Here is a 19,609-nt window from a genome sequence, read left to right as displayed (position 1 = left end):
GCCATTGCGGGCTTGCATGGCCGGGAGCAGCCGGACTTTAGCGTGACAGGAAGTCCCAGCGGCACCTTGGTGCTATCCCTTGCAACAGATGCAGAAGCCTTCGCCGGTTTGGCTCACCTTAGGCTCTAGCACCCGCGTCCCTCATGCCGCCGGGCCGGCCGCTTAGCTGAGCCCGAGTGTTGGGATGGGCGGGAAAGTAGTCTTGCAGGGCTGCTGCATGGACAACGAGCCGAATATTGGCAAACAGCGCCGTCTTCACGGAGACCGCGCCTGGGCTTTGTCCGCCTTCGAGTGCCCGTTCCAGATCAGCGCAAAACCATTCCAGGCGCAGGGCACCAACCATTGCCGAGGTGACTCTCAGGCTCATTAGAGCTCGAGTGGCCGGCTCTGGGTCCTCCCCGGCTAAGCCTTTGAGAACCCGGGCCGCGCGGGCGGGCAGCATGAGCAGGTACTCTTCGACGAACCTCCGCGACACGCCCTGACCAGCTTCATCTTCCAAGGCCCTGAGTGCGGTGCTGTCCAGTACCGGCAAGCTCTGATCGTCGCCCACTGCATCCCCCCTGAATGGCCGCAACTCTGCTGCACGGCTCGTCACGATTCTCGCGAAACAACCTCAAGAACTTCCCGAGGTTTACGCAGGCTTCTCTAAGGTTCCGAGCCTGGTCGAAAAGAGACGACAAGGGCACACCATTCACGTCAGCGCTCGGAAGGTCATGTGGAGTGATGAAGGCCGGCAAGCACGACGGGCGCAGTCTGCGTTTCTCTGCACAGTAGTTCGCCGCTCTGGGATGCCAATCAATTGCGGTAGCTAGACTGTCACCGTGCCCACAGCCTCTCCCGATGACCCCACGCCCCGCCGAAGCCGCATTGCCGAAAAGCTGCTGCCCGGCGGCACCGAGCCGGACCCGCGGTTCACCCTTGCCAACGAGCGGACGTTCCTGGCGTGGATCCGCACTTCCCTGGCACTCCTCGCCGGCGGCATTGCGGTGGAGGCCTTCACCTCCGACGTGTTCCCTGAACCCGTCCGCCGCGGCCTGGCAGTCGTGCTCCTGTTGCTGGGCATGCTGCTCAGCGCCGGCTCAGCCGTGCGCTGGCTGCGGGTGGAAGGCAGCCTGCGCACTAAGCAGCCGCTGCCGCTGCCGCTGATCGCCCCCTTGCTCGCCGCCGGCTGCGCCGTCGTGGCCGCCGCGGTGATCGCCGTCGTCGTCCTGGCCTGACAAAGTGGACGAAAAGGCGGGCTCCGCCCCTCTTCCGGATGACACTCCCCTGCCAGGCGTAGCTGCCCTCCATGGCGATCCCGGGCTGCAGCCGGAGCGCACCGCACTCGCGTGGGGCAGAACGGTGATGACGCTGATCGCCGCCAGTGCCATTTGCCTGAGGTGGCTTCCCGAGCAGGGCCTGTTCGTCCTGACGCTGTTCGGCCTCACCGTCACCGCGGGAAGCGCCATCTACTTCACGCAGCGGCGCCGCTACCGGCGCAGTGCTGCCGGAATCAAGGCGGAACAGCTGGCGCCGGACATTGCAGCGGTCTTCTGGACGGCGGGCACGTGTGTTGTCCTGGGGGCGCTGGGCGTGTGGCTGGTGCTGGTGTAACCTATCGCGAGGTCAGCGGGTCCTCCCGCAGCATCTCTTCCAGCTCATCGATGAGCCCGTCCACACCTGGGGAAGCGGCAATCGCCGCCCCGATCTGCTGGCTCGCCGTCCGGTAGCGGCCGTCGCTCAATACTTTCCGCACCGCATCCCGGATGGCCTCCGGCTTCGGCCGGCCCGTCTTGAGGTTGATGCCCGCACCGGCCCATGCCACCCGGGCTGCACCCTCCGGCTTGTCCTCGGTGTCCCCGGCAACCACGATCGGCACGCCGTTTTCCATCGCGTAATGGAGGCCGCCGTAACCGCCGTTCGTGATGTAAACGGCGACCTTCGGCAGGAGCTCCGCATCCGGGAGGAATTCCGCGGCGCGGGCATTGGCCGGGAGCGGGGGAAGCGCAGCCAGAGGGCGGCGGCCGGTATTGACCACCACGGTGACGTCCTCCCCGGAAAGCCCTTCGAGCGTCGGGCCTACCAGGGCCGTGAAGTCCTCATTCGAGACGGTTCCCTGCGTCACGTAGACGACCGGCCGCGCGCCGTCCAGGTCGCCCCACCAGTCCGGCTTCGCGCCTCCCAAGACTCCGTGCCGGGCCATCGGCCCGAAAAAGCGCAGGTTGTCCGGCGCGTCCGAGCGCGGATACTCGAACTCCTCCACGGTGAACTGGGCGAAGAGATCAGCCGTGCGCGCCCAGTCCAGGAAGAATGAACCGTCGGGTTCCACTCCCCCGAGCTCGCGCATCTTCTCGTTCACCTGCCGCTGCGTGTCCTTGAGGGCCACGTTGGCCACGAACCAGTTCAAAGCCCTGTTGCGCAGCCGCGACATCGGCCCCTTGCCCGGGTTCAGCCCCAACCCGAAGGGTGCGCAGTCCCGGCTGGAGAGGGTCAGCGGCAGGATTCCACAGGCGACCACCGGCGGCCGGTTCTCCCGGGGCTGCCGGGAAAGGATGGATGCCGCCATGAAGCTGATCTCGGCCAGCACGGCGTCCGTCGGCTCAGCCTTGACCGCCGCCATCAGCGGCTCGTACTGGCCCCGGGCAGGGTTGATGACCAGCAGCCGGACGCCGTCGCGGATTGCCTGCAAGCCGGTGGCGTCAGTGGACTTCGGCGGCTCGTCCGCCCCTGGCCCGAGCGGCAGGAACTCGGCCCCGGCGGACCGGACGGCGTCTGCGTACTTTGGTCCGGTCAGGAAGCGGACCCGGTGCCCGCGGGCGATTAGCCGCCGCGCCACTCCCAGCATCGGTGAAACGTGACCGTCATGGGGAGCGCTGCACACGATGACTGAAGCCATGGGTGGAGCTTATGCCCTCCGGGGATTTGGAAATAGGGCGCGGGCTTCTATCAGGGCAGCCGTCAGGGCGTCATCTCTGCCCGCCGGAACCGCAACTCGCGCAGTGCTCCCTTCAGGGGTGAGCCGGTGAACGGTAGGTCCCCCAGGTCGATGGACATGGCCGTCCTAAGGGCGAGTATGTTCGCGGCCGCCGCCGCCTTGGGAGGAAGCCCGATGGCAGCGGCGAATTCCTGCCAGTGCTTTGCTTTGAGCCCCTTGACCTTGCCGGCGACGGTGAGAGCCATGGTGTCATCACCGTAGGGCAAGGTGCAGGGGATGTCGTAGACGGGCGCCACCGCCCAGCCGCCATGCCGGCTGGCCAGGACTGCAATATTCTTCGCGTGCAGATCACCGTTGCCGGTAAGCCAGGCGAAAACAAACTGCAGATAGAGATTCCGGACGGCGACCGGTTTGGCCTTGCACAGCCCGGCCAGCGCGAGCACCGCCTCCTCGGAGCTGACGGCATACTTGGACGCCGGCGGCAGGTTAAGGACCTGCGCGGCATCCTCCAGCGGCAGCCGCAGCGGCACATTCTTGCCAGCCGCGCATTCCTGGAGCCGGTCAAAGCGTTCGACGAGCAGCCCGGGCAGCCCGTTCCGGTCGGTGACAACGCGGTGGGCCGCCACGGGGATTCTCAGCCCCTTTGCCGCCGTCAGGTGCGCAGCCTCGTTCACCACCAGGTGCGGGTGGAGCGGCGGGTCCAGCTTGAGCAGGTACCGGCGGCCAGCCACCGCAAGCGGGGTGGTCAGCATCGAGGCGCTGGCCTTGTTCTGCACGCCCGGCAGCCCGTGCAGGTCCACAGCGTCGGCAAGGGCAGCGAAGTCAAGCTCCTCAGGCCTGGAAGTATCGGCCAGGGGTTGCGGCTCCACGGGCGGCTCCCCCGCGGGCACCACCTGAACATCGCCGGGAACATCGGCTCCGATGGCCAGCAGCAGGCTCAGTTCGTCGGCCAAGCTGGTCTTGACAGCATTTTTGAGCACGGTCAGGCGGTGGCCTTCGGGCAGGAGGCCACTGAAAAAGGCCGGCAACGCGCCGCTCGGAGCCTCAACAGGTTCCTGTGAAAGCGGCAGAGTGGTGGCGACCGGGCCGGCTCCGGAAGCCAGATAGTTGGGCGCGTAGGAGAAGGCCACGCTGCCGCGGTCCGTGCGGTCCAGATGCCCGGCCAGCACACCAGCTTTGTAGACGTCCGCGCTGCGCACAAACTTCAGGCGCTGCAGTTCCTCAGTCATCGGTCGCCCTGAGATGCAGTCCGACGGCGTTGGCGGCTGCGGCGACCGTCTGTAGCGAGGGATTACCTGTCCCCGTCTCGATGGCATGGACGGTCCGGGTGGAGGTGGCGATCAGGTCCGCCAGTGTCTCCTGCGTGATGCCGGCGGCTTTGCGGGCACGTCGGATGCTCACCCCAATGCTTTTGATATCGTCCAACGGCCCGTCCTGAATCTTATCCCGCCCTGTTTCTGAAATATGTTACTGATTTTGCGGTTGCCGCTTCCTACACTGCCCGTTCTACAGTGAACCTGCAAGATTTTGCCGAATTCTCTTTATCGCGCATCCTTCCCGTCTTCCTGTGCTCCGATCAGAAATATGCTGCTGCTTCTGTCTGGGAGTTCCTGGGACGAAGGTTCCAGGCGAAGAGGTGGAAGTCCGGTTCACCCTTTTGGTGTAAACCAAGAAGACCGTCGGATTCCTCGGCGGCTTTTTGTCACTGGGTGCCCCCATGCTGGGGGTATGGATAAGGCGGCAGTTGCGGGGACGTTGGAGGACATCGCGGCATCCTTGGCTGCGTTGGCTGATGTTGTCCGCCGCGGCGGTTTTGCCGCCAGCGCCAGCGCCAGCACCAGCACCAGCGTCGGCGTCGGCGTCGGCGTCGGCGTCGGTGATGCCGCCGCGGACGGTTCGGCCGGGGAGGCTGCTTCGGCTGATCCTGACCCTCTTACGTCTCGGGATCCTTTGCGGAGCCTGGCGGATGCGTGTTTGGACGGGTTGGCGGGGCTGGCCGGGGTGGAAGCACGGATGGCCGCATTGAAGGTTCATTTCACGGACGGGTACGCAGCCGCTGCCGAGGCGCTGGCCGTAGGGGCCGGTTCGGCGCAGGAGTGCAGGGCTCGGGAGATGGCGGTGAGGGCCGAGGTTGCCTGTGCTTTGACGGTGAGTGAACGCAGCGCCGATGCGCTGCTGGGTGAGGCCCGGACCTTGGTGAGGGGGTTGCCGTTGACGCTGGCCGCGCTGGGCGCCGGGAGCATTTCGTGGCAGCACGCGCGGATTCTGTGTGATGAAACAGCCAACCTGGACCCGGTGGCCGCGGCGGCCCTGGAAGCCCATTTCCTGGAGCCCTATTTCCCGGGCCCCTCCGCGCCGGACGCGCCGGACGCGCCGGTGGGTGGGCGGGGTTGCCTGGCGGGGGATGTGGTGCCGGGCAGGTTCCGGGCCAGGGCGCGTGCCTGGCGGGAGCGGCATCATCCGGTGAGCATCGAAACCCGCCACCGCCGGACCGCCAGGGACCGCCGGGTGGAGTACCTCCCGGACCGGGACGGGATGGCGTGGCTGTCGGCGTACCTGCCCGCGGACACCGCGGCCGGGATCTGGAACCGGACCAGCGCAGCAGCACGCGGCCTGCAGGGCCCGAAGGAGCCGCGGACGCTGGCACAGCTGCGCGCGGACCTCGCCGCCGGCTGGCTCCTGGCAGGCACCGCCGACGGAATCCCCGCACCCAAAGCCCAGGTCCTGGTCACGGTTCCGGTGCTCTCACTGCTGGGCGCCGGTGAGGAACCGGCCGTGCTGGACGGCTACGGGCCGGTCCCGGCGTCGATGGCCCGGAAGCTGACCGCCGAAGGGGCCACGTCGTTCCTGCGGGTGCTGACCGATCCCAGGGACGGGGCGCCGCTGGAAATCGGGCGCACCGGCTACCGGCTCACGACCCCGATGCGGCAATGGCTGCGGCTCCGGGACGCGCGGTGTTCCTTTCCCGGGTGCAACAACCACTCCCTCGATAACGAAGCGGACCATGTCCTGGCCTGGTCCAACGGCGGCGGCACGGGTGTCAGCAACCTCGGCCAGGCATGCCCACGCCACCACCGCCTCAAACACAGCTCAGCCTGGCGGCCGCTCAACGCGGCCCGGGACAGCCCGCCCGGCTGGATCTCACCGGCAGGACGCTATTACCCCTGCGAACAACAGGACCGGGAACCACCCCACTGGCCAGACGCCCTCTGGCCCGACCCGCTCCGGCCGGACAACCCCGTAGCACCAGACAGCATTGAGGATCCGGTTTACCCCGGCTGGCTCGACATTGAGGAACCGGGCAGCCCGCCCTGGCCGGACGATCCCGGCTGGCCCCAGGCCCTCGAACCGGACAGAAGTGCCTGGCCGGACAACGGCGGTTGGCCCCAGGTCCCCGAGCCGGACAATCTCGAGGGCCTTGACCCGCCACCGCCGGTGGATCTCCTGCCTAGGGATCTTCTGCCGGGAAATCCAGAGCCCGTGGATCCTTTCCCCGACTGGGCACACTTCACGGCTGCCTAAAACCCAGCTGCCTAAAAATAGAACCGTCCTCGCTGCGGCACTCCGACGCTCGTCCACCGTCAACTGATCCGCCTCTGGAAGTGCCGGCGGTGTGCGCCGCCGCGCAACTGCCACCCGCCGTCGTTCTTATCTGCCGTCGTTGTTGTTTGCTGCCGTTCAGTGTCTACTGCCGTTCAGACCACCAGCGAGTAGCCACCCGGCTCAGCCTTGAGCCAGCGCGGAGGCCGCTCCGTATCCCCCAGCTTTTCCCGGAGGCTCGTCACAAGGAAATCGATGGCCCGTTCTTCCCGGCGGCTGATCGGCTCACCGGTCTCGTAGTGGGCTGCACGGAGTTTCTGGGCTAAATCCGCGTTGGTGCGGTGGACCCAGGTGCTCTCCATGAGTGTGTGAAGGAGGTCGAACTCTGGCCCGTTCAGTTCAAGCTCGACGCCGTCCGCCTCGACCTTCCGCGTGCGCACATTCAGTACGAGCCCGTTGTGCTCGAGCCGCTCGGCTGACCGGCGCCTGCTGTCACGGGCCCCGGCTCGAGGGGACCCGGCAGACTCCGGGCCTCCCTGCCAACGGGGCCGCCGCAGCAGGGCGTTGATGCGGGAACGCGCCTCCCGGGGTCGGAACGGCTTGATGATGTAGTCGTCCGCTCCATTGTCCAGGCCCATCATGGCATCCGCCTCATCGTCACGCCCTGTCAGCATGATGACATAGCTGTCACTAAAGAGACGGATGCGGCGAGCTGCCTCAAATCCGTCAATGTCGGCCATTTCTATGTCCATCGTGACAACCATCGGATCGTGTTGCCGGACCAATTCGACCCCGGTTTCCCCGTCTGGAGCAGTATGAGTCACAAAGCCAGCTTGCTTAAATACCACAGCGATGAGATCCCGGACATGTTCTTCGTCCTCGATAATCACCGCAACCCGAGACCGTTCCATGTGAAACCCCCTGTTCTTTCTCCCCAGTTACAGAACCGTTCCCAATTGTATTGGTAAGTAAACTGGGCTTTGATTGCCGATTTTTTGGGTACGGCTCTTAGAGCCGCATCGATCAGTCAAAAGCTGGGGGAAACAGTGCAGACAACTACCACCGTGCGCGACAGCATGCCCGGGCTGAGGTCCGGGGACCTGGCTCATCAGGTCAAAGACAGGTTCTTCAGTGACGTGACCCAGCGGCGGAGCATGTTGGTCAGCCAACTGCCGCTCACTTTTTCGCTGCTGATCGTGACTGTCATATTGGCTGTTGTCAGCCCGGCCACCCTAGCAAACCCCGTCTTCCAGCTCTCGGTCCTTCTGTGCCTGGGGCTCACTGCCCTGTGCATCGTGCTGCCTTGGAACCGGCTACCGGCGAACAGCTTTGCGGCGGTCCCGCTGCTGGACTTCGTAGCCGTCGCACTGGCGCGTGAGGCGACCGTTGAGGTCTTCACAAGTCTCGGCCTGCTGCTGGTTTTCCCCGTTATTTGGCTGGCAGCGCGTCTCGGGAGGATGGGTGTAGCCTTAAGCTTCGCAGCAACGGCCCTCGTAGTGGTGGTACCGCTGTTTGCAGGGCCTTCTGCCGCACCGTTGGATGCCGCCCGCCCGTTCCTGCTTCCCGCGATCATGACGGTGATTGGGCTGGCGGTGCACATCCTGGTGAGCAGCATTGCCAGCCAGGATGCAAAGCTGAAGCTCAAGGATGCCGAACTCCGCATGGCGTATCAGGAAAGCCTGGAGCGGCAGCGCCTGCTGGACACGATGCTGGACACTGTCGGCGTCGGAGTCCACGCCGTGGACGCAAGCGGTAAGGACATCCTCATGAACCAGCAGCACCGCCGAAACCGCTCGCTCGCCGCGCCGCCAGGAAATCCTGCCTCCGCAGAGCAGGAGCTGAACATCCTGGCCAGCGACGGCACCACTCCCCTGCCGGCAGAGCACCGCCCGGTGGCACGTGCGGCCCAAGGCCAGTCTTTTTCGGACTACCTTATCCGCCTCGGAAGCCCTACAAACCAGCGGGTGCTTTCTTCAACGGCGACACCCATGACGGATAAGGACGGCAAGTTTGCGGGGTCTGTCCTCGCTTTCAGCGATGTCACTGAATTGGTGAACGCCCTGGCAATAAAAGACGACTTCGTGGCAAATATTTCGCATGAATTCCGGAGTCCGCTGATGTCGATCCTCGGGTATCTTGATATGGTGCTGGACGCGCCTGAAGACCATGCTGGCCAGCACGAATCGTTTCTGCGAATAGCCCAGAGCAATGCTGAGAAGCTCCTTAACCTGGTTTCAGATCTCCTCTCGGTTTCATCCGACTCCATGGGCGTTCACCCGCAAAGAATGGACCTCAAGGACCTGGTAGGAATGTGCGTTGCTTCCGCCGGGCCCCGCGCGGAGAGCCGCGGTGTGAACATCGTGAACGAGGCAACCCGGTCCCTGTGGCTGACGGCAGATCCCGGACGGGTCACCCAGGTCCTGGACAACCTGCTCTCGAATGCGATCAAGTACTCCCGGCCCGGCGACACAGTTACGATCAGGGCGTGGGAGACGGGCGATGCGGTTTCTTTTTCCCTCACCGACACCGGAATCGGAATTGCAGAGGAAGACCTCCCGAAAATCTTCACGAGGTATTTTCGATCCAACAGTGTCCGTGAATCCTCAATACCGGGCGTGGGGCTGGGCTTGGGAATTGTAAAGCGCATCGTGGAAAACCACGGCGGTACCGTCACTGCGAACAGCAGGCCAAACCTGGGCAGCACCTTCACCGTGACGCTGCCCAAGGGCGCAGAGGCTCCTGCGGGCCCTCCGAGTGAACCTACGTCTTGATAGGTGGACGGACCTTACCTAGCAAAGGCAGGTTGTAGCAAGATAACCGCATGAAAAAAGTTATGGTCGCCGGTTTGACTGCGGCAATTATGGGGCTTGGCGCTCTCAGCTTTGCAGCCACTGGCAACGCAGCGCCGGCCACATCTTCATCGGTCAAAGGCCAAATCATCGTTAAGTTCCGCGACAGTGGCGCCGCGGCCGGTGTCCTTCGTCAGCATGGCCTTAGTGAGGGCACGGGCATCGGGAGCACTGGGGCTCACCTGGTCAGAGTGCCGGCCGGTAAGGAATCACAACTTATCCAATCCCTGAGCCGGAACCCGGCTATTGAGTACGCCGAGCCGGACGAGCTGGTTACTGCCGCTACGACTGACACGTATTTCCCGCGCCAGTATGCGCTGCAGAACGATGGCCAGGCATTCACCAACACCAAGGGCGACATTTCCATAGCCGCGGGCACGAAAGACGCCGACGTGGACGCCGTCGAAGCGTGGGGCGTCACGAGAGGTAATGGCATTAGGGTTGCCGTTCTCGATTCAGGTGTCGATACCGACCATCCCGACATCAATCCACAGGTTGTGGGACGAGCCAACTTCAGCAGCGCGGGAACGAATGAAGATAACTACGGTCACGGCACTCATGTCGCCGGTATTATTGCCGCCAAAAACAATTTCGAAGGTGTTGCCGGCGTCTGCCCGGACTGCACGATCCTGGCCGGCAAGGTGCTCAACGACAGCGGGGTTGGCTCGTCATCGACCGTCGCAAACGGGATCAACTGGGCAGTCAGCAGTGGTGCCAAGGTCATCAATATGAGCGTAGGAGCGCGGGCGTCACGCACCCTTGAAACTGCTGTCAACAACGCATGGAAAAAAGGTGCTGTGCTGGTTGCTGCAGCAGGCAACGGCGGTAATCAGACCAAGATTTACCCGGCCGCCTATCCGAACGTTATCGCCGTCGCAGCAACCGACAACAACGACAAGAAGGCATCCTTCTCGACCTACGGCGCCTCGTGGGTGGATATCGCAGCGCCAGGTGTCAACGTCTACTCAACCTTCCCAAACCACAACTTCTACTTGGCCGCGCCAAACAACAGGTCGCTGAGCTATGACGTCGCCAACGGCACCTCGATGTCCTCACCTATCGTCGCCGCCACTGCCGCTCTCGTTTGGAGCAAGGACACCGACGCCTCGCCGTGGTCAATCCGCTACAAGGTCGAATCCACCGCCGACGAGATTTCCGGCACCAGCACCTACTGGGCGAATGGCCGCGTGAACGCATTAGAGGCAGTCAGCCCCCAGCCATAGGACGTCGGCGGCTTCGTCCTCGACGAAGCATCCTTCGATTTACCGAATCCCCCGGGGGTCGGATTCATGATGCTGAGGTTCGGCGTGCCCGGTCGGGACCGGCGCGCCGCCACAGCCCGCGCAGCACTGGTCGCCTGGCCGGGAGGTGTTTGAGGTTTCCGCCGAAAGCGGGACGGTGCAGCAAACATCCCCGCGCCAGGCATTGAGGCCTTCGCGGACGGCGATGCCGGCGATAACGAGAGCGGCGCCGGCGTCAGCCCACCACCAGCCCAGGGTGCTGTTCAGCACGAGACCGACCAGCAGGACTCCGGACAGGTATGTGCACAGCAGGGTCTGTTTCGAATCGGCAACTGCTGTTTTCGACCCCAGTTCACGGCCCGCCCGGCGCTGCAGCCATGACAGGACGGGCATGATCGCCAGGCTCAGGGCTGCGATCAGGATCCCCGGGGTTGAATGCCGGGCTTCTCCGGCCCCGGCGAGCGAACGGATCGCGTCGACGGCGACGAAGGCCGCCAGCGCAAAGAATGAGACTGCGATGATCCTCAGTGTCAGGTGCTCCCGGCGTTCGCGATCCTCCGCCGTGAACTGCCAGGACAACGCCAAGGCCGAGGCCACCTCGATGACCGAATCAAGCCCAAACCCGATCAGAGCCGACGAATCCGCGATACTGCCGGCCCACAGGGCAACAACAGCCTCGATCACGTTGTAGGTAATGGTGGCTGCAGCGAAGAGCCGGATACGGCGTGTCAGCACTGCGCGCCGGGCTGGCGCCGGCGCCAGAGGGACCGCACTCATGCCGGGCACGTCCCATCGGCAGCGCAGCAGGCTGGATCCACTGCCAGCACGACTCCGAGCAGGTCGCCGATTGCGTGACCCAGCCGGGCGTCCGCCAACTCGTACCGGGACCGTCTTCCGTCCGGAGCCGCAACAACCAGGCCGCACCCCCTCAGACACGTCAGGTGGTTCGAGATGCTCTGGCGTGAGACCCCCAGTGACTCGGCAAGGTCGGACGGGTACGCCGGCGCTTCGGCCAGGGCCAAAAGAATCCGGGCGCGGGTCGGATCCGAAACTGCATAGCCGAACCGGGCCAGCACCGGGGCGTGAGTGAGCTTCTCCATGCCCACAAAAGTACATCTGCCGATGTATTCACGCAATCCTGTACTCGCGGCCGGGCCAACGTCGGCGTCCCGGCTGTTTCATCGAGGTGTTCAACGGCTTCCGCAGTCAGGGCTTGGGGTCGGTTTCAGTCCCCTCATCATGGGGCGGATCATTTTTGTGCCGGGCTTCCTCGAGATGGTGCTCAAGCTTCTCTTCAGCATCGCGGCGGCGTTGTCCTACTGTTCGCATCTGTTGGGTCGAGGGGGCTGCATGCGCATGCTGGTGCAGTCCATCGTCAGGCGCGTTCTCACTCCTATGCTCACTCATACTTGCATCCTTCCACCGGACACCGACGACGGGAAGCGACAGTTACCGCCTCCAAACTCAGCCGCAGCACTGGTCAGGGCTGTTCACGCAGGTGCTAAGTGTGCTTAGCATGGGAGGGTCGCTCGACGTACCGGGCCTGGTACGGGGCAAGAAGGGTGACCGAAACGCAGGGCATGACGAGAAAGGCAGCGCATGGGTTCCGTAGTGATCTTCGCGCCATCCCCCGTCCTGACAGTAACCGTCGAGGACATCGACGGCACCGCAGACATCCACATCCACGCCGGCGGCCAGGGAGTATGGCAAGCCCGGATGCTGAGGGCTCTGGGTGCATCGGTGACGATGTGCGGGGTGTTCTCCGGAGAAACCGGGCGCGTAGTGCAGCACCTCATCTCCGACGAAGGGGTCCGGGTGCTTTCCGTGGCCGGGCAAGGCAGCAGCGGGGCGTACCTGCATGACCGACGCGGCGGTGAACGCCGCATCCTGGCTGAATCGCCGGGAGACCGGCTCACGCGCCACGAGCTGGACGAACTCTACGGGCTGACCCTCCAGGCCGGGATGGAGGCCGGCACGGCGATCATCAGCGGCACCGGCAGGGAGGATGCGGTGCCTGCCGACATGTACCGAAGGCTGGCGGCCGACCTCGGCGCCGCCGGATGCACCGTCATCGCCGATCTCGCCGGGGAACGGCTGAACGCCGTCCTCGCGGGCAACCCGGCGGTCATCAAAATGGCCGACGACGAGATTGTGGAAAGCGGCCGGGCTTCCGGCACAGACCGCGACGACATCATCGAAGCCATGCACCAGCTGGCACGGGAAGGTGCGGCCACGGTGATTGTCACCCGCGCCCACCTGCCCTCACTGCTGCTGAGCGAAGGTGCCGTCAGCGAAATCCATGTGCCTGAACTGCAGACCGTGGACACCAGCGGGGCCGGCGACTCACTCACCGCCGGGGTGACCGCCGTCCTTGCCGACGGCGGGACGGTGCACGACGCCGTCGTTCTCGGAACCGCCGCCGGCGCGCAAAACGTAACCCGCCACGGCCTGGGGAGTGGAGAGGCAGAAGCCATCCGGCAACTCGCCAGGCACGTGCGGATCGTTCCATTGGACGAGACCGTAGACGAGGAGCCTGCACAGCAGATGAGCCCCGATGACCTGGCACGAAAGATCACCGAATCATGAACAGCCCCACGCGCGTCCTGATAACCAACGACGACGGCATCGGCTCCCCCGGCCTGCTCGCCCTTGCGGCCGCTGCCGCACAGGCCGGCCTGAGCGTCGTCGTCGCAGCCCCGGCCAACGAAGCCAGCGGCAGCAGTTCATCGATTACGGCCGCAGAGCAGGACGGCAAGATTTCCGTTGAACGGCGCCAGCTGAAGGACCTCGACGGCGTGGACGCTTATGCCGTCCACGGCGCACCTGCCTTCATCACGATGATCGCCACCCACGGCGCCTTCGGTCCGCCGCCGGATGTGGTGCTGTCCGGGGTTAACCGCGGGGCCAATGTGGGCCGCGCGATCCTGCACTCGGGAACTGTCGGAGCGGCCCTGACCGCGGGCGTCAATGACGGGCGCGGCATGGCCGTATCCCTGGATACCGGCCTCAACCCGGCCCGGTTCCACTGGGATACCGCCGCGCGGCTGGCTACCGGACTGATACCGTTCCTGATGGAACAGGAGATCGGCACTGTGCTGAACCTCAACGTGCCCAACACAGCCGGCGAGGAGCTGCCCGAGTACCGCGCCGCCACACTGGCTAAATTCGGCATCGTCCAGACCACCCTTGCCGAACGCGGACAGCACCACGTGCGCCTGGCCATCGCAGACACCACGGAGGAGGCACACCCCGACAGCGACGCAGCACTGCTGGCTGCCGGCTTCGCGACCGTGACCGCCATCCAGCCGGTCACAGAAGCCGCCCTGTCCGCCCTGCCGAACAGCACACCGTCCGGGCAGCGCTTCTAACGCCTTCCGTTAAAAATCCGGTGAGCGACGATCCAAGGCTTGTCCAAGATTGGTGCAGGACACGCATCCCGCCATTACGAACCGGTAACGAAAGTCCTAATCTGGCCTCGGTTGACGGGACGAAAACTCAATAGGGAGTTCTTGCGATGCCAGCCGCGAGGAGAATCCGATGAACGTCAAGAGGTTACAACCAAGCTTGAAATTCCGATCAGCGGCGGCCGCCGCCGCACTGGCAGCTTCTGCAGCGGGCTTCGTCGCGGTGACCGGGCCTGCCCAGGCAGCTTCCTCAAAGGGATGTGTGGGCGGCGGGTTCCAGGTCCTGGGCCAGTCCGGCGAATTCGACGGCACCGTGACGGCGCCGGGAAGCCGCTTCGTGGTCCAGGGCAAGTACGTCAGGTTCGAGGTGGATCCGGCAAACTTCGCCATCCACAATTACGCCTTCACCGGCGCGGCCAATGAACTGGACATCACCGGAGGCCGCGCAACACCCGTCTTCGCGAGCAAAATCCCCGACCACCGCGGCCTGGTCCTAAACAGCGCGATCGCGCTCGAAGTGAAGGACGAGGAGGTGGTGCTCCTCAGGAACGGGACCGGCGGGCTGACCATGAAGATCCAGGCGAAGGACTGCGCCCAGGGCGGCATCTTCCAGATGGAACCTGAGCGCGGCGATGCCACCGCCACCCGCATTGTCCACCGGCTGGCCGCCGAGGCCTTCTACTTCGACAACGCCGATTTCCGCGCCAGGCTGGGGCAATTCCTTGGTTCGGCATGCACCAGCGTTGAAACCGGTCCGCCCAACCAGTTCTGCGTCCAGGTAAGGCCGCGCGTGAACATCGGCAACAACGTGTCCGACACATTCGTGGCGCGCGACAGCGCCCAGGTGGCCGAACGGGTCCCGCAGCCCGCCTGCGGCCCTGACTTCTCCAACAACCTGGGCCTCCCGGAGACCCGGGACCACTGCGGCGGCATGTCCATCTGGGACGTCGCCAGCGGCGGGCGCATGGGCTTCGTCACCGGCGAGGATTCGGTGGAAGTAGCCAACCCGCCGACCGACTGCATCAAGGACTGCCAGGCCGAAAACCAAGTCCGGGGACGTCTCGCGGTGCTCGGCTTCCCGTTCCCCGTGCCGGACGGCAGCCGCCTCACGCCGCGCACCTCCACGGACGGTTTCGACGCCCCGCTCACGCCCCTGCCCTGACGGCCAGTACTGATTATTGGGTGCGATCGCGGGCGGACAGTCCATCACGGGCCGACAGTCCATCATTGGACGCCCATGTGCAGATGGTCCTGAGATATGTCCAGATCATCTGCACATGGGTCATCCTGCAGGCGTAGACTCGCAATACGTCGCGGGGACATTGCTACTGGACATCAGGTTCCCCAAACTCTCCTGCAGCCGTATGGCTTCCTGAGCACGGCACCGAGTTTCTACGGGTCCGTCAGTACTTCCTCAAGAACGTTGTGAGAACGCGCCATGAAAGGCACACAGTGACCGACACCCGCATTCAAGACGACTGGAACCGGCTTCCCTCCACCGTGCAGCAGTGGCTGATCGACAACCCCGGCTGCATGATTCTTCCGCGCACATTGGCGGCAGAAATCAATGCCGCCACGGAAGAACCCCCCACTGAAGATCCCCACGGCGAAATCGTGCTCAACCAGCAGGACCTGGACTTCATCCGGATGAAATCCCGCGAGGCCGAGACAGGGCAGCCGGTCCCCGGTTACGAATTCTTCGACTCAGTGCAGCCATAGGCGCCGCCTCAGGATGCCACTCCCGTCCTGCCGAGTATCCCGTGCTGCTGCGCATCCCGCGCTGCCGCGCATCCCGTCAGGCCGCGCATCCCGTCAGATAGTGGCGAGAGCGCCCCTGGCGCTTTCCACGAGGACATGGGTGCCTGCGGGGACGTGTACGACTTCGCCGTCAATCTGGCACGGAACAGCGTCCCGCGTCGTGAAGGCGTAGCTGCTGACGCTTGGCTGATGCCCCAGCCCAAGCGTGACGGCCCGAAGGGTCATCAGCGCCATCTTCCAGCGCCCGGAGTGTGGCAGCGTCACCACCTCGAACCGGCCGTCGTTGGGGTGACTCGACTCGCTCACGGTTCCATACTTCGCCATCCGTGAAATGTTGGCCAGGATGAGGCTGTCGAACCGCGCGGTGGCGCCGTCGGCCCGGACGAGCTCAAAGGGCTTCAGATGGGAGAGCGTCCGGGTAACGGAGATGAGTTCGAGGATTTTTCCTTTTCCGCCCTTTTCGATGCCGATCGCCATCAGCGGAGTAAGCCCGAACCCTATATAGGAGTGGGCGTACCGGACTTCGCCACGATGGGCCCCGCCGAACGTTATGCGCAGCAGGTCGATGTGCTGGACCCGGCCTTCACGGATGGCCTCTGCCAGCGGTCGTGCCGTCATGCTCCTGTGGTGATCGTTGGCGTTGCCCGCAGGGAGCACAGCGCATACCGCCCTGCTGGCGGGAACGTCCATCACTCCGTTGACAACCTCGTTGTAGCCGCCGTCTCCGCTGACCGAGATTATGAGCGGGGCCCCTCCCGCCGCTACGGAGCGCGCAAGATCCCGGGCGTGCCCCGCAAATTCCGTTGGCAGCAGGTCGATCTGCAGGTCCGGCAGTTCGGCGGCCAGATCCCGCTGCAGCTCCGCGATCCGGTCGGGCATGCCTGCCTTGGCAGGATTGAAGACCAGGACCACCCGGTCAAAGAGGGCAACATGCGTTCGGTCACTTGCCATGCGCATCCTTCCACGCTGTTCTGGGGCTCCTCGCGGCTGCCTCCAGTCTAGGTGGGCTCACGAGGTAGGGCGGCCCATCATGAGCGGTTCGCGGTACCGAGGTGGTGAAAAAGGCAGGATTTTTACAGCATCCATTCGCTTACCTTGACGTCAAGGCAGGAGTAAGCAACTCTCCTGCCCGCCACGAGGAGATAGCGATGGACATGTCAGCTTCAGGTATCCGCGCAATCGGCCGCAGCCAAAGACGGCGCAGGTGGGTGGCTGCCATGCTGGGCGTGGTGCTTGGCCTGCTCATGGTGATAGCGGCTCCGGGCATCAGCCAGGCGGCCGTCTCCATCTCGAAGGCAGAAATCAGCGGCAACAGGCTCCGGATCGACGGCAGGGCCGTCGCAAACCGGCCGATCACCGTGGACGGCGTGCAGATGGCGACGAGCGACGGCGCCGGGCGCTTCAAAGTTGACCGAGCTGGTTTCTCTGCACCGGCCGACTGTACCGTGGATGTCAATGACGGCTCAACGACAGCCACCAGCGCCCGCCTGTCCGGCTGCACGGTCACCACTCCTCCGCCGCCTGCAGAGCCCGCAGCGCCGGCACCGCTTTCCCCCGAGGACGCCGCCAGTGTCACTACGCCGTTCACCATTTCTTGGACCCAGGTACTCGACCCCGCCTCCCTCAATGGCGGCTATAACTGGCAAATCAGCTCCTCATCGGCCTTCACGAGCTTCGTCCTCAGGGACTCCACAACCCCCAACACCACCCAGGCCAGCATCAGCGGCCTGGCCAACGGCACCTACTTCTGGCGGGTACAAGCGGTGGACAGTCAGCTGCAGTCGAGCAGCTTCTCCGCCGCGCGGTCTTTCACTGTCACCGGGACCACCACCGGCCAGCCGGGGACTGCGGTCCTCAACCTCCCGCCCTACGGCAGCTCCTTCCATCCCTTCGAAAGCTTTGGCTTCACCTGGACGGCCGCTGAAAGGGCAGTCAAGTATGAGTTCCTCGCTTCCAAGGATTCAACCTTCCAGACCGGCGTGATCAAGATAGACAACATTGAAACCACGTCAACGGGACTGGTCATCGGGGACTTCTGTAACGGATGTGAACAGGGCACCTACTTCGCCCAGGTGGTAGCCATCGATGTCAACGGCAGCCGCGGCATCCCCTCGAACACAGTGTCCTTCACCATCTCCTACAATGCACCGCTGCCGCCTGCACCCACCGCGCTCGCTCCTGCGGACGGAGCGACGGTCAGCCTGCCGGTCACCCTCGACTGGAACGACGTCCCGAACCCACAGGACAGCGGCTATGAGGTGGAGATCTCACGGAACTCTGCGTTCACGGACATCGAGGCGCACATGCCGCAGATCACCCCCTCCGAACGGCAGGTACTGTCCCTGACCTCGGGGACAAAGTTCTGGCGGGTCCGTTCCCACCAGGGCAATGCGTCACCGACCACCTCTGCCGTGACCGACTGGTCCGTTCCGCGCTCCTTCACTATTCCCGACACGGCTGCGGCCGTCCAGTCAGTCTGGCTCGGAGCTCCGCCCTGCCAGAACCCGTGCCCCGGGGCGGATTCGCTCTTCAGTGGCCAGGAAATCGAAGGATCCATCCAGCTCACGGCAGCGGCTCCCGCCGGAGGTGCCGTCGTCAGCCTGGCCAGCAGCCCGGCTTCCGGAGCCAGCCACCCCGCCTCTGTCACGGTTCCGGTAGGCAGCGCCTTCACGACCTTCCGGCTTTTTGGCGGTGAAGTCCTCGAACCCACTCCTGTCACGCTCACGGCTACCCTCGGGTCCTCGTCGGCGTCGTTCAACTTCACTGTCCATCCGACCACCGTCAAACGGCTCTCCTTCTGCTGCGACAGCACGGGCGGGATTCCGGCCGGAGCGCACCTGGAGTTCACCGGCAAGGTTCCTCCCGGCGGCCTGACGGTCAGCCTCTCCAGCGATTCACCACTGGCCGCCCCGCCGGCCACCGTCACCGCCCCCGCAGGAAGTTTCTCCCTGCCCGTATCGATTCCCACCAGCGAAGTCACCGCGACCACGACGGTCACGATCTCGGCAACCCTGAACGGCACCACAGTTTCAACGCCCCTGACGCTGTACCCGCAGCAGCCGCCCACATCAGTGACCTTGGACCGGAGTGAAACGATCGGCACGGCCGGCGCCACCGGAACCGTCCGGATCGCTCAAAGCCAGGGGCATGAAGTACAGATGCGCCTCACCAGCAGCCACCCCGACATCGCCCGGGTCCCGGCATATGCCCAGATCGGCAGTTTCGGCGTCGCGGGCTCGTTCAGCGTCACCACAGCTCCGCCTGCCGCCTCGACTGTTGTCACCATCTCCGCCGTCGGCGCAGGGGTGACTGTCTCCACGACCATCACAGTGCATCCGGCCGGAGGTCCGGCAGCCTCGGTCGCCGCGCTGACCCTTAACCCTGAAACGGTGACGGGCGGAGGGACGTCGACAGCAACGGTCACCCTCTCCGCGGCCGCACCGGCCGCTGGCACATCTGTTTCCCTCAGCAGCAGCAACACTGCCGTCGCCACCGTTCCGGCCAGCATCACCGTTCCCGGCGGAGCCACGAGCACCACGTTCACAGTGGCAACCAGTGCGGTGGCGGCGGCCAGCACCGCGACGATCAGTGCGACGGGCGGAGGCGCGACGCGCTCTGCTGTCCTGACCGTGAATCCTGCCAACCAAGCTGCCGACGGCGTCGCAGTCCAGCGGGCGGAGTACGACGCCGGTAAACGCGTACTCCGGGTAGACGCCACCAGCACCAACCCCACCGCCGTCCTGCAGGCCTACGTCACGGCATCCGGCGCCCTCATCGGGACCCTCCTCAACGACGGCGGGGGCCGCTACCGTGGCGAATTCAGTGCAGCCACCAACCCGCAGAACATCACGGTCAAGAGTAGTCTCGGCGGGTCCGCCAGCCGTGCCGTCACCGTGAAGTAGG

The 19,609-nt window shown here is 64.7% G+C and carries 18 protein-coding genes; 10 read left to right on the top strand and 8 right to left on the bottom strand.

The genetic code is table 11. The features are described from left to right. The first annotated feature begins 821 nt into the window (after positions 1-821). Positions 822-1,217, top strand: a complete 396-nt coding sequence (locus M1E01_RS04425; RefSeq protein WP_457973897.1) for a YidH family protein — start codon at positions 822-824, stop codon at positions 1,215-1,217. A gap of 4 nt (positions 1,218-1,221) precedes the next feature. Then, a complete protein-coding gene (locus tag M1E01_RS04420; RefSeq protein ID WP_457973896.1) occupies positions 1,222-1,593 on the top strand; it encodes a DUF202 domain-containing protein in 372 nt (123 codons plus the stop codon). Position 1,594: 1 nt separating this feature from the next. Here the strand turns inward: M1E01_RS04420 and M1E01_RS04415 are convergent, their stop codons facing one another. The 3 genes from M1E01_RS04415 to M1E01_RS04405 all read right to left on the bottom strand — a co-directional run bounded on the left by M1E01_RS04415 (position 1,595) and on the right by M1E01_RS04405 (position 4,315). After that, the gene (locus M1E01_RS04415; protein ID WP_457973895.1) at positions 1,595-2,875 is read right to left on the bottom strand and encodes a glycosyltransferase; all 1,281 of its coding nucleotides are present in this window, start codon (positions 2,873-2,875) and stop codon (positions 1,595-1,597) included. A 62-nt stretch (positions 2,876-2,937) separates the two neighbouring features. Further along, a complete protein-coding gene (locus tag M1E01_RS04410) occupies positions 2,938-4,143 on the bottom strand; it encodes a type II toxin-antitoxin system HipA family toxin (protein ID WP_457973894.1) in 1,206 nt (401 codons plus the stop codon). Further along, complete coding sequence (locus M1E01_RS04405; protein WP_457973893.1) at positions 4,136-4,315, bottom strand: helix-turn-helix transcriptional regulator; 180 nt, start codon at positions 4,313-4,315, stop codon at positions 4,136-4,138. Before M1E01_RS04405 ends, M1E01_RS04410 begins: the two co-directional genes overlap by 8 nt. A gap of 327 nt (positions 4,316-4,642) precedes the next feature. Between M1E01_RS04405 and M1E01_RS04400 the strand changes: the two genes are divergently transcribed. Beyond that, a complete protein-coding gene (locus M1E01_RS04400; protein WP_457973892.1) occupies positions 4,643-6,436 on the top strand; it encodes a DUF222 domain-containing protein in 1,794 nt (597 codons plus the stop codon). A 173-nt stretch (positions 6,437-6,609) separates the two neighbouring features. Here the strand turns inward: M1E01_RS04400 and M1E01_RS04395 are convergent, their stop codons facing one another. After that, complete coding sequence (locus M1E01_RS04395; RefSeq protein WP_457973891.1) at positions 6,610-7,365, bottom strand: response regulator transcription factor; 756 nt, start codon at positions 7,363-7,365, stop codon at positions 6,610-6,612. Positions 7,366-7,500: 135 nt separating this feature from the next. On the opposite strand from M1E01_RS04395, the gene M1E01_RS04390 reads away from it, so the two are divergent. Continuing rightward, positions 7,501-9,225 (top strand): sensor histidine kinase, encoded by a 1,725-nt coding sequence (locus M1E01_RS04390; protein ID WP_457973890.1) that lies wholly within the window; start codon positions 7,501-7,503, stop codon positions 9,223-9,225. Between the two features lie 50 nt (positions 9,226-9,275). Beyond that, positions 9,276-10,526 (top strand): S8 family peptidase, encoded by a 1,251-nt coding sequence (locus M1E01_RS04385; protein ID WP_457973889.1) that lies wholly within the window; start codon positions 9,276-9,278, stop codon positions 10,524-10,526. A 39-nt stretch (positions 10,527-10,565) separates the two neighbouring features. Here the strand turns inward: M1E01_RS04385 and M1E01_RS04380 are convergent, their stop codons facing one another. From M1E01_RS04380 to M1E01_RS04370, 3 genes are all read right to left on the bottom strand, one after another. After that, positions 10,566-11,321 carry a cation diffusion facilitator family transporter gene (locus M1E01_RS04380; protein ID WP_457973888.1) on the bottom strand — a complete coding sequence of 252 codons (756 nt, stop codon included), beginning with the start codon at positions 11,319-11,321 and terminating at the stop codon, positions 10,566-10,568. Further along, positions 11,318-11,644: an ArsR/SmtB family transcription factor gene (locus M1E01_RS04375; protein ID WP_457973887.1), complete on the bottom strand. Its 327-nt coding sequence runs from the start codon at positions 11,642-11,644 to the stop codon at positions 11,318-11,320. Before M1E01_RS04375 ends, M1E01_RS04380 begins: the two co-directional genes overlap by 4 nt. 106 nt (positions 11,645-11,750) lie before the next feature. Next, positions 11,751-11,951, bottom strand: coding sequence for a hypothetical protein (locus M1E01_RS04370; protein ID WP_457973886.1), 201 nt, complete (start codon positions 11,949-11,951; stop codon positions 11,751-11,753). Between the two features lie 192 nt (positions 11,952-12,143). On the opposite strand from M1E01_RS04370, the gene M1E01_RS04365 reads away from it, so the two are divergent. The 4 genes from M1E01_RS04365 (at position 12,144) to M1E01_RS04350 (ending at position 15,667) form a co-directional block, all read left to right on the top strand. Next, entirely contained in the window at positions 12,144-13,130 is a 987-nt protein-coding gene (locus M1E01_RS04365) for a 1-phosphofructokinase family hexose kinase (protein ID WP_457973885.1), read from the top strand. Beyond that, positions 13,127-13,912: a 5'/3'-nucleotidase SurE gene (gene surE, locus M1E01_RS04360; RefSeq protein ID WP_457973884.1), complete on the top strand. Its 786-nt coding sequence runs from the start codon at positions 13,127-13,129 to the stop codon at positions 13,910-13,912. Before M1E01_RS04365 ends, surE begins: the two co-directional genes overlap by 4 nt. A 196-nt stretch (positions 13,913-14,108) precedes the next feature. Continuing rightward, positions 14,109-15,110, top strand: a complete 1,002-nt coding sequence (locus M1E01_RS04355) for a hypothetical protein (RefSeq protein ID WP_457973883.1) — start codon at positions 14,109-14,111, stop codon at positions 15,108-15,110. Positions 15,111-15,400: 290 nt separating this feature from the next. Further along, positions 15,401-15,667: a hypothetical protein gene (locus M1E01_RS04350; protein ID WP_457973882.1), complete on the top strand. Its 267-nt coding sequence runs from the start codon at positions 15,401-15,403 to the stop codon at positions 15,665-15,667. A 93-nt stretch (positions 15,668-15,760) separates the two neighbouring features. On the opposite strand, the gene M1E01_RS04345 is transcribed toward M1E01_RS04350, so the two are convergent. Next, positions 15,761-16,657 carry a diacylglycerol/lipid kinase family protein gene (locus M1E01_RS04345; protein ID WP_457973881.1) on the bottom strand — a complete coding sequence of 299 codons (897 nt, stop codon included), beginning with the start codon at positions 16,655-16,657 and terminating at the stop codon, positions 15,761-15,763. 197 nt (positions 16,658-16,854) lie between these two features. On the opposite strand from M1E01_RS04345, the gene M1E01_RS04340 reads away from it, so the two are divergent. Further along, positions 16,855-19,608 (top strand): hypothetical protein, encoded by a 2,754-nt coding sequence (locus tag M1E01_RS04340; protein WP_457973880.1) that lies wholly within the window; start codon positions 16,855-16,857, stop codon positions 19,606-19,608. Position 19,609: the final 1 nt, after the last annotated feature.

This window comes from Arthrobacter sp. D1-17 (assembly GCF_054130535.1).
The sequence above is the reverse complement of the archived record's forward strand: the minus strand, read 5'-3'. Positions and strand labels throughout refer to the sequence as shown.